General features: G+C 70.2%; 15 protein-coding genes. 14 read left to right on the plus strand and 1 reads right to left on the minus strand.

The window, feature by feature from the left end:
* Nucleotides 1-11 precede the first annotated feature (11 nt).
* Nucleotides 12-578: an elongation factor P gene (efp, locus tag ACFXI4_RS23045; RefSeq protein ID WP_384993843.1), complete on the plus strand. Its 567-nt coding sequence runs from the start codon at nucleotides 12-14 to the stop codon at nucleotides 576-578.
* A 2-nt stretch (nucleotides 579-580) separates the two neighbouring features.
* Nucleotides 581-1,012 carry a transcription antitermination factor NusB gene (nusB, locus tag ACFXI4_RS23050; protein WP_384993846.1) on the plus strand — a complete coding sequence of 144 codons (432 nt, stop codon included), beginning with the start codon at nucleotides 581-583 and terminating at the stop codon, nucleotides 1,010-1,012.
* 283 nt (nucleotides 1,013-1,295) lie between these two features.
* Here the strand turns inward: nusB and bldD are convergent, their stop codons facing one another.
* Nucleotides 1,296-1,799, minus strand: a complete 504-nt coding sequence (gene bldD, locus ACFXI4_RS23055; RefSeq protein ID WP_020938842.1) for a transcriptional regulator BldD — start codon at nucleotides 1,797-1,799, stop codon at nucleotides 1,296-1,298.
* A gap of 254 nt (nucleotides 1,800-2,053) precedes the next feature.
* Here bldD and pyrR point away from each other — a divergent pair, with 254 nt between their 5' ends.
* The 12 genes from pyrR to coaBC all read left to right on the plus strand — a co-directional run bounded on the left by pyrR (nucleotide 2,054) and on the right by coaBC (nucleotide 15,032).
* The gene (pyrR, locus tag ACFXI4_RS23060) at nucleotides 2,054-2,629 is read left to right on the plus strand and encodes a bifunctional pyr operon transcriptional regulator/uracil phosphoribosyltransferase PyrR (RefSeq protein WP_384993848.1); all 576 of its coding nucleotides are present in this window, start codon (nucleotides 2,054-2,056) and stop codon (nucleotides 2,627-2,629) included.
* Between the two features lie 85 nt (nucleotides 2,630-2,714).
* On the plus strand, nucleotides 2,715-3,695 hold the full coding sequence (locus tag ACFXI4_RS23065) for an aspartate carbamoyltransferase catalytic subunit (RefSeq protein WP_384993851.1): 981 nt from the start codon (nucleotides 2,715-2,717) through the stop codon (nucleotides 3,693-3,695).
* A gap of 5 nt (nucleotides 3,696-3,700) precedes the next feature.
* Nucleotides 3,701-4,987: a dihydroorotase gene (locus ACFXI4_RS23070; protein WP_362721532.1), complete on the plus strand. Its 1,287-nt coding sequence runs from the start codon at nucleotides 3,701-3,703 to the stop codon at nucleotides 4,985-4,987.
* Nucleotides 4,984-5,553 (plus strand): hypothetical protein, encoded by a 570-nt coding sequence (locus ACFXI4_RS23075; protein WP_384993854.1) that lies wholly within the window; start codon nucleotides 4,984-4,986, stop codon nucleotides 5,551-5,553. Before ACFXI4_RS23070 ends, ACFXI4_RS23075 begins: the two co-directional genes overlap by 4 nt.
* Nucleotides 5,550-6,704 carry a glutamine-hydrolyzing carbamoyl-phosphate synthase small subunit gene (gene carA / locus ACFXI4_RS23080; RefSeq protein ID WP_384993857.1) on the plus strand — a complete coding sequence of 385 codons (1,155 nt, stop codon included), beginning with the start codon at nucleotides 5,550-5,552 and terminating at the stop codon, nucleotides 6,702-6,704. Before ACFXI4_RS23075 ends, carA begins: the two co-directional genes overlap by 4 nt.
* Nucleotides 6,697-10,005: a carbamoyl-phosphate synthase large subunit gene (gene carB / locus ACFXI4_RS23085; protein ID WP_384993860.1), complete on the plus strand. Its 3,309-nt coding sequence runs from the start codon at nucleotides 6,697-6,699 to the stop codon at nucleotides 10,003-10,005. The genes carA and carB overlap by 8 nt, the downstream gene beginning before the upstream one ends.
* Before the next feature lie 120 nt (nucleotides 10,006-10,125).
* On the plus strand, nucleotides 10,126-11,232 hold the full coding sequence (locus ACFXI4_RS23090) for a quinone-dependent dihydroorotate dehydrogenase (protein ID WP_384993863.1): 1,107 nt from the start codon (nucleotides 10,126-10,128) through the stop codon (nucleotides 11,230-11,232).
* On the plus strand, nucleotides 11,229-12,074 hold the full coding sequence (gene pyrF / locus ACFXI4_RS23095; RefSeq protein WP_362723821.1) for an orotidine-5'-phosphate decarboxylase: 846 nt from the start codon (nucleotides 11,229-11,231) through the stop codon (nucleotides 12,072-12,074). Before ACFXI4_RS23090 ends, pyrF begins: the two co-directional genes overlap by 4 nt.
* 299 nt (nucleotides 12,075-12,373) lie before the next feature.
* The gene (locus ACFXI4_RS23100) at nucleotides 12,374-12,697 is read left to right on the plus strand and encodes an integration host factor (protein WP_003977346.1); all 324 of its coding nucleotides are present in this window, start codon (nucleotides 12,374-12,376) and stop codon (nucleotides 12,695-12,697) included.
* A 60-nt stretch (nucleotides 12,698-12,757) separates the two neighbouring features.
* On the plus strand, nucleotides 12,758-13,351 hold the full coding sequence (gene gmk / locus ACFXI4_RS23105) for a guanylate kinase (protein ID WP_362723824.1): 594 nt from the start codon (nucleotides 12,758-12,760) through the stop codon (nucleotides 13,349-13,351).
* Between the two features lie 51 nt (nucleotides 13,352-13,402).
* Nucleotides 13,403-13,675: a DNA-directed RNA polymerase subunit omega gene (gene rpoZ, locus ACFXI4_RS23110; protein ID WP_039649019.1), complete on the plus strand. Its 273-nt coding sequence runs from the start codon at nucleotides 13,403-13,405 to the stop codon at nucleotides 13,673-13,675.
* 151 nt (nucleotides 13,676-13,826) lie between these two features.
* Entirely contained in the window at nucleotides 13,827-15,032 is a 1,206-nt protein-coding gene (coaBC, locus tag ACFXI4_RS23115; RefSeq protein WP_384993867.1) for a bifunctional phosphopantothenoylcysteine decarboxylase/phosphopantothenate--cysteine ligase CoaBC, read from the plus strand.
* Nucleotides 15,033-15,245: the final 213 nt, after the last annotated feature.

The following is a 15,245-nucleotide window of genomic DNA, read 5'->3' on the forward strand; positions in this document are numbered from 1 at the left end:
ATTCCGCAACCGTGGCTTCCACGAACGACCTCAAGAACGGCCTGGTGCTCAAGCTCGACGGGGGCCAGCTCTGGTCCGTCGTCGAGTTCCAGCACGTCAAGCCCGGCAAGGGCCCGGCCTTCGTGCGCACCAAGCTGAAGAACGTGCTGTCCGGCAAGGTGGTCGACAAGACCTTCAACGCCGGCGTCAAGGTCGAGACGGCCACCGTCGACAAGCGCGACATGCAGTACTCGTACAAGGACGGCGAGTACTTCGTCTTCATGGACATGGAGACCTACGACCAGCTGCACATCGACCCGAAGGCCGTCGGGGACGCCGCGAACTTCCTCATCGAGGGCTTCACCGCGGTCGTCGCGCAGCACGAGGGCGAGGTGCTCTTCGTCGAGCTGCCCGCCGCCGTCGAGCTGGTCGTCGCCGAGACCGAGCCGGGCGTCCAGGGCGACCGCTCCACCGGTGGCACCAAGCCCGCCACGCTGGAGACCGGCCACCAGATCCAGGTCCCGCTGTTCATCACGACCGGCGAGAAGATCAAGGTCGACACCCGTACGAGCGACTACCTCGGCCGGGTGAACAGCTAACCGTGGCTGCCCGCAACACGGCCCGCAAGCGCGCCTTCCAGATCCTCTTCGAGGGCGACCAGCGCGGGGCCGACGTCCTGACCGTTCTCGCGGACTGGATCAGGCTCTCCCGGGACGACACCCGACAGCCGCCGGTGAGCGAGTACACGATGCAGCTGGTCGAGGGCTACACCGAGCACGCGCGGCGGATCGACGAGCTGATCTCGCAGTACGCGGTCGGCTGGACGCTCGACCGGATGCCGGTCGTCGACCGCAACATCCTGCGCCTCGGGGCCTACGAGCTGATCTGGGTCGACGAGACGCCGGACGCGGTCGTCCTCGACGAGATGGTGCAGCTGGCGAAGGAGTTCTCGACGGACGAGTCGCCCTCGTTCGTGAACGGGCTTCTCGGACGGCTGAAGGAGCTCAAGCCGTCGCTGCGCCGGGAGGCGTGAGCCGACGAACGCCGGAGGGCCCGCAGCCGTGTGCTGCGGGCCCTCCGGCGTTCGTGTGCCCCGTGGGGCGCATGGTGCGGTCGTCGGGCGGCTGCAGGGCCTGTGGGGGGCTTGCCGGGCCGTTCCTCCCCCGGTCTTCGGCCTGGGGTGCCCCCAGCGCCCCTGGTGGGGCGTGCGGCCGCCCGTCACCACGTGACGGCCGATGACAAAAAGCGGCCGGAGTGGCCGGAACCATCGAGTTCCGGCCACTCCGGCGGCACGTTTCTGCTGAAGCGTCGTGGGGTCAGGCGTCCTCGTGGGTCGCGACCGCGCGGCGCGCGTCCGCGTCCAGGACGCCCCAGCTGATCAGCTGCTCGGTGAGGACCGAGGGGGACTGGTCGTAGATGACGGCCAGAGTGCGCAGGTCGTCCTGGCGGATCGACAGCACCTTGCCGTTGTAGTCACCGCGCTGGGACTGGATGGTCGCCGCGTAGCGCTGCAGCGGGCCCGCCTTCTCGGCCGGCACGGTGGCCAGCCGCTCCAGGTCCAGGACCAGCTTCGGCGGCGGCTCGGCGGCACCGCCGGGAGTGGTGCCCGGGAGCAGCTCCTGCACCGGCACCCCGTAGAAATCCGCCAGCTCGGCAAGTCGCTGCACGGTCACGGCACGGTCGCCGCGCTCGTACGAACCGACGACCACGGCCTTCCAGCGACCCTGGGACTTTTCCTCGACACCGTGGAGGGAAAGGCCCTGCTGGGTGCGGATGGCCCGGAGCTTGGCCCCGAGCTGTTTGGCGTATTCGCTGGACATATAGCTCCCCGGACACTGTGTCGACGCGGCCGGCTTTTGGTTCCCGCCGCGCGGCTGGTAACTCACTGTGAGGTTACGCAGCGTTACTCTCTCGCGTCAAGCCGAATGGTCCGCACCGACTCTTCCGTGGTCGCGGTGGCCGATTACGCCAAGGGGGTGATCGGAGGCCTCTCCGGCGCCTGATACGGTGGATGGCGCAAATCCGACGTCCTTTAAGGTCCGTCCCGTGAGGCGGAGAAGGGGGTCCGTTTCGTATGGACAAGCAAGTAAAGCCAGACCTCCAGGCATCCGATGCCCGGCCCGTTCTCGAAGGGCCCGACATCGCGCGGGTACTGACCCGCATCGCCCACGAGATCGTCGAGCGCGCCAAGGGCGCCGACGACGTGGTGCTCCTCGGTATTCCGACCCGCGGTGTCTTCCTCGCCCGGCGGCTCGCCGCCAAGCTGGAGGAGATCACCGACCGCAAGATGCCCGTGGGTTCGCTCGACATCACCATGTACCGCGACGACCTGCGCATGCACCCGCCGCGTGCGCTGGCCCGCACCGAGATCCCCGGTGACGGCATCGACGGCAGGCTGGTCGTCCTCGTCGACGACGTGCTGTTCTCCGGCCGCACCATCCGCGCCGCCCTCGACGCCCTGAACGACATCGGGCGCCCACGCGCGGTCCAGCTCGCGGTCCTCGTCGACCGGGGCCACCGCGAACTGCCCATCCGCGCCGACTACGTCGGCAAGAACCTCCCCACGTCGCTGCGGGAGACGGTCAAGGTCCTGCTCGCCGAGGAGGACGGTCGCGACACCGTGCTGCTCGGCGCGAAGCCGACCCCCTAGCAAGCCCCGGGGCCCGCACCGCACCGGTGCGCCCACGCTTGCCCGTAATCTCCCGATATGTGAACTGTGTTACGGAGCCTGACAGATGCAGCGTCATCTCATCTCGGCCGCCGACCTCACCCGCGACGACGCCGTCCTGATCCTCGACACCGCCGAGGAGATGGCCCGGGTCGCCGACCGGCCGATCAAGAAGTTGCCGACCCTGCGCGGCCGCACCGTGGTCAACCTCTTCTTCGAGGACTCGACCCGGACCCGGATCTCCTTCGAGGCCGCGGAGAAGCGGCTGTCGGCGGACGTCATCAACTTCAGCGCCAAGGGGTCGAGCGTCTCCAAGGGCGAGTCCCTTAAGGACACCGCCCAGACCCTGGAGGCGATGGGCGTCGACGCCGTCGTCATCCGGCACGGCGCCTCCGGAGCCCCCTACCGCCTCGCCAACTCAGGCTGGATCGACGCCGCCGTCATCAACGCGGGCGACGGCACCCACCAGCACCCCACCCAGGCCCTCCTCGACGCCTTCACCATGCGCCGCCGGCTCGTCGGCCGGGACGCCGGGATAGGGCAGGACCTGGCCGGCAAGCGCATCACGATCGTCGGCGACGTCCTGCACAGCCGGGTCGCCCGCTCCAACGTCGACCTGCTGCACACCCTCGGCGCCGAGGTCACTCTGGTCGCCCCGCCCACCCTGGTTCCGGTCGGCATCGGGAACTGGCCCTGCGAGGTGTCGTACGACCTCGACGCCGTCCTGCCCAAGTCCGACGCGGTGATGATGCTGCGCGTCCAGCGCGAGCGCATGAACGCCGCGTTCTTCCCGACCGAGCGCGAGTACTCGCGGCGGTACGGCCTCGACGGCGAGCGCATGGCGAAGATGCCCGAGCACGCCATCGTGATGCACCCCGGCCCGATGGTCCGCGGCATGGAGATCACCGCCGAGGTCGCCGACTCCGACCGCTGCACCGTGGTCGAGCAGGTCGCAAACGGAGTCTCCATCCGGATGGCCGTTCTCTACCTTCTGCTCGGCGGCAACGAACCCGCCGTCAGCCACGCCCGCACCATCGAGGAGAAGTAACACCCATGAGCAAGATCCTGATCCGTGGTGCGAAGGTGCTCGGCGGTGAGCCGCAGGACGTCCTGATCGACGGCGAGGTCATCGAGGCGGTGGGCGGCGGGCTGTCCGCCGAGGGCGCCGAGGTCGTGGAGGCCGCCGGCAAGGTGCTGCTGCCGGGCCTGGTCGACCTGCACACCCATCTGCGCGAGCCGGGCCGCGAGGACTCCGAGACCGTGCTGACCGGCACCCGCGCGGCCGCGAGCGGCGGCTACACGGCGGTGTTCGCCATGGCCAACACCTTCCCCGTCGCGGACACCGCAGGCGTGGTCGAGCAGGTCTACCGGCTCGGCCGGGAGCACGGCTACTGCGACGTCCAGCCCATCGGCGCCGTCACCGTCGGCCTGGAGGGCAAGAAGCTCGCCGAACTGGGCGCCATGCACGAGTCGGCCGCCGGGGTCACCGTCTTCTCCGACGACGGCAAGTGCGTGGACGACGCGGTGATCATGCGCCGCGCGCTGGAGTACGTGAAGGCCTTCGGCGGCGTCGTCGCGCAGCACGCGCAGGAGCCGCGGCTGACCGAGGGCGCCCAGATGAACGAGGGCGTCGTCTCCGCAGAGCTGGGCCTCGGCGGCTGGCCGGCCGTCGCCGAGGAGTCGGTCATCGCGCGGGACGTCCTGCTCGCCGAGCACGTCGGCTCCCGCGTCCACATCTGCCACCTCTCGACCGCCGGGTCCGTCGAGATCGTGCGCTGGGCCAAGTCCCGGGGCATCGACGTCACCGCCGAGGTCACCCCGCACCACCTGCTCCTCACCGACGAGCTGGTGCGGTCGTACAACCCGGTCTACAAGGTCAACCCGCCGCTGCGCACCGAGCGCGACGTCCTGGCCCTGCGCGAGGCACTGGCCGACGGCACGATCGACATCGTCGCCACCGACCACGCCCCGCACCCGCACGAGGACAAGGACTGCGAGTGGGCCGCGGCCGCCATGGGGATGGTCGGTCTGGAGACCGCCCTGTCGGTGGTGCAGGAGACCATGGTGGACACGGGCCTGCTGACCTGGGCCGGCGTCGCCGACCGGATGTCAGTCGAGCCCGCGCGGATCGGGCGGGCCGCCGGGCACGGCCGCCCCGTCTCGGCTGGTGAGCCCGCCAACCTCACGCTCGTCGACACGGAATACCGTGGCACGGTGGACCCCGCGGGCTTTGCCTCGCGCAGCCGCAACACCCCGTACGAGGGGCGAGAGCTGCCGGGCCGTGTCACCCACACGTGGCTGCGGGGCAAGGCGACGCTCGTGGACGGGAAGCTGACGTGACACCTCTGATCCTGCTGGCCGACGACAAGAAGTCGGCCGCGGTCACCGACTGGGCCGCGCGCATCGGCTGGCTCGTCGGCCTCGCCCTCTTCGTCGCGCTCGTCTACTGGCTGATGCGCGAGGGCTGGAAGTGGCGCGGCACCCTCCAGGGCGACCTCCCGGACCTGCCCACCGCGCCGGACGACCCGGGCCCGGCGAGACTGACGATGAGCGGCCGTTACCACGGCTCCACCACCGCCGGGCAGTGGCTGGACCGCATCGTGGCCCACGGCCTCGGCTCCCGCAGCCGGGCCGAGCTCACCCTGACCGACGCGGGCCTCGACGTCGTACGCCCCGGGGCGACCGACTTCTTCATCCCCGCCGCCGCGCTCCGCGAGGCCCTGCTCGGCAAGGGCATCGCGGGCAAGGTCCTCACCGAGGGCGGACTGCTCGTGGTGACCTGGCAGCACGGCGACCGGCTGATCGACTCCGGATTCCGGTCCGACCACGCGGCCGAGCACGCCGAGTGGGTCGACACCCTCAACTCCATGATCAAGACACCCAGCACGGAAGGCGCCGAACGATGACGACCTCCACCAGGGGAACCGCCTCTGCCAAGAAGGCGACTCCCGCCGTACTCGTCCTGGAGGACGGCCGGATCTTCCGCGGCCGCGCCTACGGGGCCGTGGGGGAGACCTTCGGCGAGGCCGTGTTCTCCACCGGCATGACCGGCTACCAGGAGACCCTCACCGACCCCTCGTACGACCGCCAGATCGTGGTCGCCACCGCCCCGCAGATCGGCAACACGGGCTGGAACGACGAGGACGACGAGTCCGGCCGCATCTGGGTCTCCGGCTACGTCGTGCGCGACCCCTCACGCGTGCCCTCCAACTGGCGCGCGCGGCGTTCCCTGGACGACGAGCTGGTCGCGCAGGGCGTGGTCGGCATCTCCGGGATCGACACCCGCGCCCTCACCCGGCACCTCCGTGAGCGCGGCTCGATGCGCTCCGGCATCTTCTCGGGCGAGGCGGTCGCCGCCGACTCCGAGCTCCTCACGCGTGTGCAGGCCCAGCCGCACATGAAGGGCGCGAGCCTCTACGAGGAGGTCGCGACCAAGGAGGCGTACGTCGTCCCGGCCGTCGGGGAGAAGCGGTTCACCGTCGCCGCCGTCGACCTCGGCATCAAGGGCATGACCCCGCAGCGGATGGCCGAGCGTGGCATCGAGGTGCACGTGCTGCCCGCGACCGCCACCGAGGAGGACGTGTACGCCGTCTCCCCGGACGGCGTGTTCTTCTCCAACGGTCCCGGCGACCCGGCCACGGCCGACGGGCCGGTGGCCCTGATGGCCGCCGTCCTGGCACGCAGGACCCCGCTGTTCGGCATCTGCTTCGGCAACCAGATCCTCGGCCGCGCCCTCGGCTTCGGCACCTACAAGCTGAAGTACGGCCACCGGGGCATCAACCAGCCGGTCCAGGACCGTACGACCGGCAAGGTCGAGGTCACCGCGCACAACCACGGCTTCGCCGTGGACGCCCCGCTCGACCAGGTCAGCGAGACCGAGTTCGGCCGCGCCGAGGTCTCCCACGTGTGCCTGAACGACGACGTCGTGGAGGGGCTGCAGCTGCTCGACCAGCCGGCCTTCTCCGTCCAGTACCACCCCGAAGCGGCGGCCGGCCCGCACGACGCCGCCTACCTCTTCGACCGCTTCGTCTCCCTGATGGAGGGCCAGCGTGCCTAAGCGCACCGATATCCAGTCCGTCCTGGTCATCGGCTCCGGCCCGATCGTCATCGGCCAGGCCGCCGAGTTCGACTACTCCGGCACCCAGGCCTGCCGCGTGCTGCGCGCCGAGGGCCTGAGGGTCATCCTGGTCAACTCCAACCCGGCGACGATCATGACCGACCCGGAGATCGCCGACGCGACCTACGTCGAGCCGATCACCCCGGAGTTCGTCGAGAAGATCATCGCCAAGGAGCGCCCCGACGCCCTGCTGCCCACCCTGGGCGGCCAGACGGCGCTGAACACCGCGATCTCGCTGGACGAGAACGGTGTCCTCGCCAAGTACGGCGTCGAGCTGATCGGCGCCAACGTCGAGGCCATCAACAAGGGCGAGGACCGCGATCTCTTCAAGGACGTGGTGGCGGAGGTCCGCCGCAAGACCGGGTACGGCGAGTCCGCGCGCTCGGTCATCTGCCACACCATGGACGAGGTGCTCGCCGGGGTCGAGGAGCTCGGCGGCTACCCGGTCGTGGTCCGTCCCTCCTTCACCATGGGCGGGGCCGGCTCCGGCTTCGCCCACGACGAGGAGGAGCTGCGCCGGATCGCCGGCCAGGGCCTGACCCTCTCGCCGACCACCGAGGTGCTCCTGGAGGAGTCCATCCTCGGCTGGAAGGAGTACGAGCTGGAGCTGATGCGGGACAAGCACGACAACGTCGTGGTCGTCTGCTCCATCGAGAACTTCGACCCCATGGGCGTCCACACCGGCGACTCGATCACCGTCGCCCCCTCCATGACGCTCACCGACCGCGAGTACCAGATCCTGCGGGACATCGGCATCGCCGTGATCCGCGAGGTCGGCGTGGACACCGGCGGCTGCAACATCCAGTTCGCGGTGAACCCCGAGGACGGCCGGGTCATCGTCATCGAGATGAACCCGCGCGTGTCGCGGTCCTCCGCGCTCGCCTCCAAGGCCACCGGCTTCCCGATCGCGAAGATCGCAGCCAAGCTGGCCGTCGGCTACACGCTCGACGAGATCCCCAACGACATCACGCAGGAGACCCCGGCCTCCTTCGAGCCCACGCTCGACTACGTGGTCGTCAAGGCCCCGCGGTTCGCCTTCGAGAAGTTCCCGCAGGCCGACTCCACGCTGACCACGACCATGAAGTCGGTCGGCGAGGCGATGGCCATCGGCCGCAACTTCCCCGAGGCCTTCCAGAAGGCGCTGCGCTCGCTGGAGAAGAAGGGCAGCCAGTTCACGTTCGTGGGCGAGCCCGGGGACAAGGAGACCCTGCTGCGCGAGGCGGTGCGGCCCACCGACGGCCGCATCAACGCGGTCATGCAGGCCATCCGCGCGGGCGCCACGCCCGAGGAGGTCTTCGAGTTCACGAAGATCGACCCGTGGTTCGTGGACCAGCTGTTCCTGATCAAGGAGATCGCCGACGAGCTGGCGGCCGCCGCCGAACTCACCCCCGACCTGCTCGCCGAGGCCAAGCGGCACGGCTTCTCCGACCAGCAGATCGGCGAGATCCGCGGCCTGCGCGAGGACGTCGTCCGCGAGGTCAGGCACGCGCTCGGCGTCCGCCCGGTCTACAAGACGGTCGACACCTGCGCGGCCGAGTTCGCCGCCAGGACGCCGTACTTCTACTCCTCCTACGACGAGGAGACCGAGGTCGCCCGGCGCGAGAAGCCGGCCGTGATCATCCTGGGCTCCGGTCCCAACCGCATCGGCCAGGGCATCGAGTTCGACTACTCCTGCGTGCACGCGTCCTTCGCGCTGTCGGACGCCGGGTACGAGACCGTCATGGTCAACTGCAACCCGGAGACCGTCTCCACCGACTACGACACCTCCGACCGGCTGTACTTCGAGCCGCTCACCCTGGAGGACGTCCTGGAGATCGTGCACGCCGAGCAGCAGGCCGGTCCGGTGGCCGGCGTGGTGGTCCAGCTGGGCGGACAGACCCCGCTGGGCCTGTCGCAGGCGCTGAAGGACAACGGGGTGCCGATCGTCGGCACGTCCCCCGAGGCCATCCACGCGGCCGAGGACCGGGGCGCCTTCGGCCGGGTCCTGGCCGAGGCGGGCCTGCCGGCCCCCAAGCACGGCACCGCGACCACCTTCGCCGAGGCCAAGGCCATCGCCGACGAGATCGGCTACCCGGTGCTCGTGCGGCCGTCCTACGTCCTCGGCGGCCGCGGCATGGAGATCGTCTACGACGAGACCCGCCTCGCCTCCTACATCGCCGAGTCGACCGAGATCAGTCCCTCCCGGCCGGTGCTCGTCGACCGGTTCCTCGACGACGCGATCGAGATCGACGTCGACGCGCTGTACGACGGCCAGGAGCTGTACCTCGGTGGCGTGATGGAGCACATCGAGGAGGCCGGCATCCACTCCGGCGACTCGGCGTGCGCCCTGCCGCCGATCACGCTGGGCGGCTTCGACATCAAGCGCCTGCGGGCCTCGACGGAGGCCATCGCGAAGGGCGTCGGCGTCCGCGGCCTGATCAACATCCAGTTCGCGCTGGCCGGGGACATCCTCTACGTCCTCGAGGCCAACCCGCGCGCGTCCCGTACCGTCCCCTTCACCTCGAAGGCGACCGCGGTGCCGCTGGCGAAGGCCGCCGCCCGGATCTCGCTGGGCGCGACCGTCGCCGAACTGCGTGCCGAGGGGCTGCTGCCGGCCCGCGGCGACGGCGGCGAGCTGCCGTTCGACGCGCCGATCTCCGTCAAGGAGGCGGTCATGCCGTGGTCGCGCTTCCGCGACATCCAGGGGCGCGGTGTGGACACCGTGCTCGGCCCGGAGATGCGCTCCACCGGCGAGGTCATGGGCATCGACTCGGTCTTCGGCACGGCGTACGCCAAGTCGCAGGCGGGGGCGTACGGCCCGCTGCCCACCAAGGGCCGCGCCTTCATCTCGGTCGCCAACCGCGACAAGCGCTCGATGATCTTCCCGGCGCGTGAGCTGGTCGCCCACGGCTTCGAGCTGCTCGCCACGTCCGGCACGGCCGAGGTGCTCAAGCGCAACGGCATCAACGCGACGGTGGTGCGCAAGCAGTCCGACGGCATCGGGCCGAACGGCGAGCGGACGATCGTCCAGCTCATCCACGACGGCGAGGTGGACCTCATCGTCAACACCCCGTACGGCACGGGGGGTCGCCTGGACGGGTACGAGATCCGGACGGCCGCGGTGGCCCGGTCGGTGCCGTGTCTGACGACGGTGCAGGCGCTGGCGGCGGCCGTGCAGGGGATCGATGCGCTGAACCACGGGGACGTGGGGGTGCGGTCGCTCCAGGAGCACGCGGAGACGCTGACCGCGGCTCGGGACTGAAAGGTCGTAGCGAGACTGCGGGCCGGTCGTGGCCGGTCGCGCAGTTCCCCGCGCCCTCTGGGGCGCTCGGCTGAGGGGGGACACCGGAGACGGCGTCCCCCCTCCGTATGAGGACAGTCGATGTACAAGATCTTCTTCCAGCTCGTCTTCCGGCGGATGGATCCCGAGGCCGCCCACCACCTGGCCTTCCGGTGGATCCGGCTCGTCGCCCGCGTTCCCGTGCTGCGTACCTTCGTCGCCGCCGCGCTGGCTCCCCGTCACCAGGAGCTGCGCACCGAGGCCTTCGGGCTGCGGATGCACGGGCCCTTCGGGCTGGCCGCCGGGTTCGACAAGAACGCCGTCGCGATCGACGGGATGTCGATGCTCGGGTTCGACCACGTCGAGATCGGGACCGTGACCGGTGAGGCGCAGCCCGGAAATCCCAGGAAGCGGCTGTTCCGGCTGGTGGCCGACCGGGCGCTGATCAACCGTATGGGCTTCAACAACGACGGTTCGCTGACCGTCGCCGCGCGGCTGGCCACCCGTGAGCCGGTCTTCCGGACCGTGGTGGGCGTCAACATCGGCAAGACCAAGGCCGTACCGGAGGCCGAGGCGGTCGGCGACTACGTGAAGTCCGCCGAGCGGCTCGCCCCGTACGCCGACTACCTGGTCGTGAACGTGTCGTCGCCCAACACGCCGGGCCTGCGCAGCCTCCAGGCCGTCGACCACCTGCGTCCGCTGCTGACGGCCGTGCGCGAGGCCGCCGACCGGGTGGCGGCGAACCGCCGGGTGCCGCTCCTGGTGAAGATCGCCCCGGACCTCGCCGACGAGGATGTCGACGCCGTCGCCGACCTGGCCGTCGAGCTGGGTCTCGACGGGATCATCGCGACCAACACCACCATCGCGCGCGAGGGCCTCGGGCTGCGTTCCGGCCCCGAACTGGCCGAGGAGACCGGGGGGCTGTCGGGGGCGCCGCTGAAGGCGCGGTCCCTGGAGGTGCTGCGACGGCTGTACGCGCGCGTGGGTGACCGGATCACCCTGGTCGGGGTGGGCGGCGTGGAGAACGCCGAGGACGCCTGGCAGCGCATCCTGGCCGGTGCCACGCTGGTCCAGGGCTACAGCGCCTTCATCTACGAGGGGCCCTTCTGGCCCCGTGCCGTCCACAAGGGGCTCGCGGCCCGCCTGCGCACCAGCCCGTACGCCACGCTCGCCGACGCGGTCGGCGCCGATGTGAGGAAGACCGTATGAGCCCGTTGGAACCCTTCGGCGCGCGGCTGCGCCGTGTGATGGACGAGCGTGGTCCGCTGTGCGTCGGCATCGACCCGCACGCCTCGCTGCTCTCCGAGTGGGGTCTGAACGACGACGTGGCCGGACTCGAGCGGTTCAGCCGTACCGTCGTGGCGGCGGTGGCCGACCGGGTCGCGGTCATGAAGCCGCAGAGCGCCTTCTTCGAGCGGTTCGGCTCTCGCGGCGTGGCCGTCCTGGAACGGGTGGTGCGCGAGGCGCGGGACGCCGGGACGCTGGTCGTCATGGACGCCAAGCGCGGCGACATCGGCTCCACCATGGCCGGATACGCCGAGGCCTTCCTGAGCAAGGACGCGCCGCTGTTCTCGGACGCCCTGACCGTCTCGCCGTACCTCGGCTACGGCTCGCTCAGTCCGGCCGTGGCGCTGGCCCGGGAGAGCGGGGCCGGCCTCTTCGTGCTGGCGCTGACCTCGAACCCGGAGGGCCCCGAGGTGCAGCACGCGGTGCGTGGCGACGGGCGGACGGTCGGCGCGACGATGCTGGCCCACCTGGCCGCCGAGAACGCGGGGGAGGAGCCGCTGGGCTCCTTCGGCGCCGTCGTCGGGGCCACGGTCGGTGACCTGTCGTCGTACGACCTCGACATCAACGGTCCGCTGCTCGCGCCGGGCGTCGGCGCGCAGGGGGCGACGGCGGCCGACCTTCCCGCGGTCTTCGGGACGGCGGTGCGCAACGTGATTCCAAACGTGAGCCGAGGTGTTTTGCGTCACGGTCCCGATGTCGGAGCCCTGAGGGGGGCCGCGGAGCGGTTCGCGGACGAGATCCGGGACGTCGTCGCAGGTAGGTGAGTCCTCCGAGGAGTGCTCCTGAGGGCGCTCCGGCGACGGGCCGAGCGTGAATACATTCTCAAATGCAGGGCAGTATGTCCGAAAAGTCCGGCCTCACGGAGGCTGACCAGGACTTTTCCGCTGTTCTCGCTGACTCCGGCCCACTTGCCCGCTAGTCTCCGAGCAGTGGGGGCACCCCCACACCCTTTAAGTAGTGGGGGGCGACGGGCGAGCGTGTTGCTCGTGGCTCCTCAGGTGTGGGGCGACTAGGTTCCTCACCGGTCCGTATCCGACAGTTCGACATCCGAGGTGACGTAGGCGTGGCTCTTCCGCCCCTTACCCCTGAACAGCGCGCAGCCGCGCTCGAAAAGGCCGCCGCGGCTCGCCGGGAGCGGGCCGAGGTCAAGAATCGACTCAAGCACTCCGGCGCCTCTCTCCACGAGGTCATCAAGCAGGGTCAGGAAAACGACGTCATCGGCAAGATGAAGGTCTCCGCCCTCCTTGAGTCCCTGCCGGGCGTGGGCAAGGTCCGCGCCAAGCAGATCATGGAGCGGCTCGGGATCTCCGAGAGCCGCCGGGTGCGTGGCCTCGGTTCCAACCAGATCGCGTCCCTGGAGCGCGAGTTCGGCAGCACCGGCTCCTGATCACCGGGCCGTCCGGGACAGCCGTCCCGGGCAGCCCGCGATTGCTGGAATAATCGCTGCATGGCTGCAACATTCCGGGGGACGACCCCCGAGCCCCCGGACGTACGTCCGCGGCTGACCGTGCTCTCCGGCCCCTCCGGGGTCGGCAAGAGCACGGTCGTCGCCCATATGCGCAAGGTGCACCCCGAGGTCTGGCTCTCGGTGTCGGCCACCACCCGCAAGCCCCGCCCGGGCGAGAAGCACGGAGTGCAGTACTTCTTCGTCTCCGACGAGGAGATGGACAAGCTCATCGCCAACGGCGAACTCCTCGAGTGGGCCGAATTCGCGGGAAACCGCTACGGCACCCCGCGGCAGGCGGTGCTGGAACACCTGGAGTCCGGGGTGCCGGTGCTGCTGGAGATCGACCTCCAGGGCGCCCGGCAGGTCCGCGAGTCCATGCCGGACGGCCGGCTGGTGTTCCTGGCTCCTCCTTCCTGGGAGGAGCTGGTGCGCAGGCTCACCGGACGGGGCACCGAGCCGCCCGAGGTGATCGAGCGCCGTCTGGACGCGGCCAGGATCGAGCTGGCGGCCGAGCCGGAGTTCGACGAGACGCTGGTCAACACCTCCGTCGAGGACGTGGCGCGCGAGCTGCTAGCCTTGATGGACGTTGTGTGATCGTCGCTGATCATTCAGACTGAATCTTTCCCATCCATCGGAAGGCAGAGCGTGTCCTCTTCCATCACCGCGCCCGAGGGCATCATCAACCCTCCGATCGACGAGCTCCTCGAGGCCACCGACTCGAAGTACAGCCTCGTGATCTACGCGGCCAAGCGTGCCCGTCAGATCAACGCGTACTACTCGCAGCTCGGCGAGGGTCTCCTGGAGTACGTCGGTCCGCTCGTCGACACCCACGTCCACGAGAAGCCGCTCTCCATCTCCCTGCGTGAGATCAACGCGGGTCTGCTGACCTCCGAGGCCATCGAGGGCCCGGCGCAGTAGTACTTTCAGATTGCGATTGACTTATCCTCAGGCCCGGCAGTCACTCCCCCAGCTACCGCTGGGAGGGACCCCCTGCCGGGCCTGTGGTGTGTGATGGACTCGTCGGTTCAACGAGTCGGTTCAACGAGTCGGTTCAACGAGTGGAGGCCCGGTGGACAAGCCGAAGGTCGTGCTGGGGGTCAGCGGCGGCATCGCCGCGTACAAGGCCTGCGAGCTGCTGAGAAGGTTCACCGAGTCGGGTCATGACGTCCGGGTCGTGCCCACCGCCTCCGCGCTGCACTTCGTCGGCGCCGCCACCTGGTCCGCGCTGTCCGGCAACCCCGTCTCCACCGAGGTCTGGGACCACGTCGAAGAGGTCCCGCACGTCCGGATCGGCCAGCACGCCGACCTGGTCGTGGTCGCCCCCGCCACCGCCGACATGCTCGCCAAGGCGGCCCACGGCCTCGCCGACGACCTGCTCACCAACACCCTCCTGACGGCCCGCTGCCCGGTCGTCCTCGCCCCCGCGATGCACACCGAGATGTGGGAGCACCCGGCCACCCAGGAGAACGTGGCCACGCTGCGCCGCCGCGGCGCCGTCGTCATCGAACCGGCGGTCGGCCGTCTCACCGGCGTCGACACCGGCAAGGGCCGGCTGCCCGACCCGGCGGAGATCTTCGAAGCCTGCCGCCGCGTCCTCGCGCGGGGGGTGCGGGAGCCCGACCTGGCCGGCCGCCATGTCGTCGTCTCGGCCGGCGGCACCCGCGAACCCCTCGACCCGGTCCGCTTCCTCGGCAACCGCTCCTCCGGCAAACAGGGATACGCCCTCGCCCGCACGGCGGCCGCGCGGGGCGCCCGGGTGACACTGGTCGCGGCCAACACCACCGGCCTGCCCGACCCGGCCGGCGTGGACGTCGTCCCGGTCGGTACGGCCGTACAGCTGCGGGAAGCCGTGCTGAAGGCGGCCGCCGACGCCGACGCCGTGGTCATGGCCGCCGCCGTCGCCGACTTCCGCCCGGCGGTCTACGCGGCCGGGAAGATCAAGAAGAAGGACGGCCAGGAGCCCGAGCCGATCGTCCTGGTGCGCAATCCGGACATCCTCGCGGAGATCTCGGCCGAACGGGCGCGGTCCGGACAGGTGATCGTCGGCTTCGCCGCGGAGACCGACGACGTCCTCGCCAACGGCCGCGCCAAGCTGGCGCGCAAGGGCTGCGACCTGCTCGTGGTGAACGAGGTGGGGGAGCGCAAGACCTTCGGCTCCGAGGAGAACGAGGCCGTGGTGCTGGGCGCCGACGGCAGCGAGACGCCGGTGCCGCACGGGCCCAAGGAGGCCCTCGCCGACATCGTGTGGGATCTGGCGGCGGCCCGATTGGGTTGACTTCCCCAGGCACGCTGTCCACTTTTCCGGACGCCACATCCGGGTGCGGGGGCCCTGTTCAACGCCGCCCCCCATTGGGCAGAATGCGCGTGCCGCAGGTCACAGCACTCCCGAGTGTCGAGACGGGTGGGCCTGCGGCAGGGTGCGACCGATAAACTGTTCCCGGATGATGCCGGGCGCAGCTCCCCGTGTCGTCCGCCAATGATCAGCCAG

It is taken from the genome of Streptomyces sp. NPDC059224 (assembly GCF_042754285.1).
In the GTDB taxonomy this organism is placed as follows: domain Bacteria; phylum Actinomycetota; class Actinomycetes; order Streptomycetales; family Streptomycetaceae; genus Streptomyces.

Excerpts from the sequence above, each read along its gene's own strand:
- bldD (WP_020938842.1), bottom strand. The coding sequence starts at position 1,799 with ATGTCCAGCGAATACGCCAAACAGCTCGGGGCCAAGCTCCGGGCCATC.
- pyrR (WP_384993848.1), top strand. The coding sequence starts at position 2,054 with ATGGACAAGCAAGTAAAGCCAGACCTCCAGGCATCCGATGCCCGGCCC.
- ACFXI4_RS23065 (WP_384993851.1), top strand. The coding sequence starts at position 2,715 with ATGCAGCGTCATCTCATCTCGGCCGCCGACCTCACCCGCGACGACGCC.
- ACFXI4_RS23070 (WP_362721532.1), top strand. The coding sequence starts at position 3,701 with ATGAGCAAGATCCTGATCCGTGGTGCGAAGGTGCTCGGCGGTGAGCCG.
- carA (WP_384993857.1), top strand. The coding sequence starts at position 5,550 with ATGACGACCTCCACCAGGGGAACCGCCTCTGCCAAGAAGGCGACTCCC.
- ACFXI4_RS23090 (WP_384993863.1), top strand. The coding sequence starts at position 10,126 with ATGTACAAGATCTTCTTCCAGCTCGTCTTCCGGCGGATGGATCCCGAG.
- pyrF (WP_362723821.1), top strand. The coding sequence starts at position 11,229 with ATGAGCCCGTTGGAACCCTTCGGCGCGCGGCTGCGCCGTGTGATGGAC.
- gmk (WP_362723824.1), top strand. The coding sequence starts at position 12,758 with ATGGCTGCAACATTCCGGGGGACGACCCCCGAGCCCCCGGACGTACGT.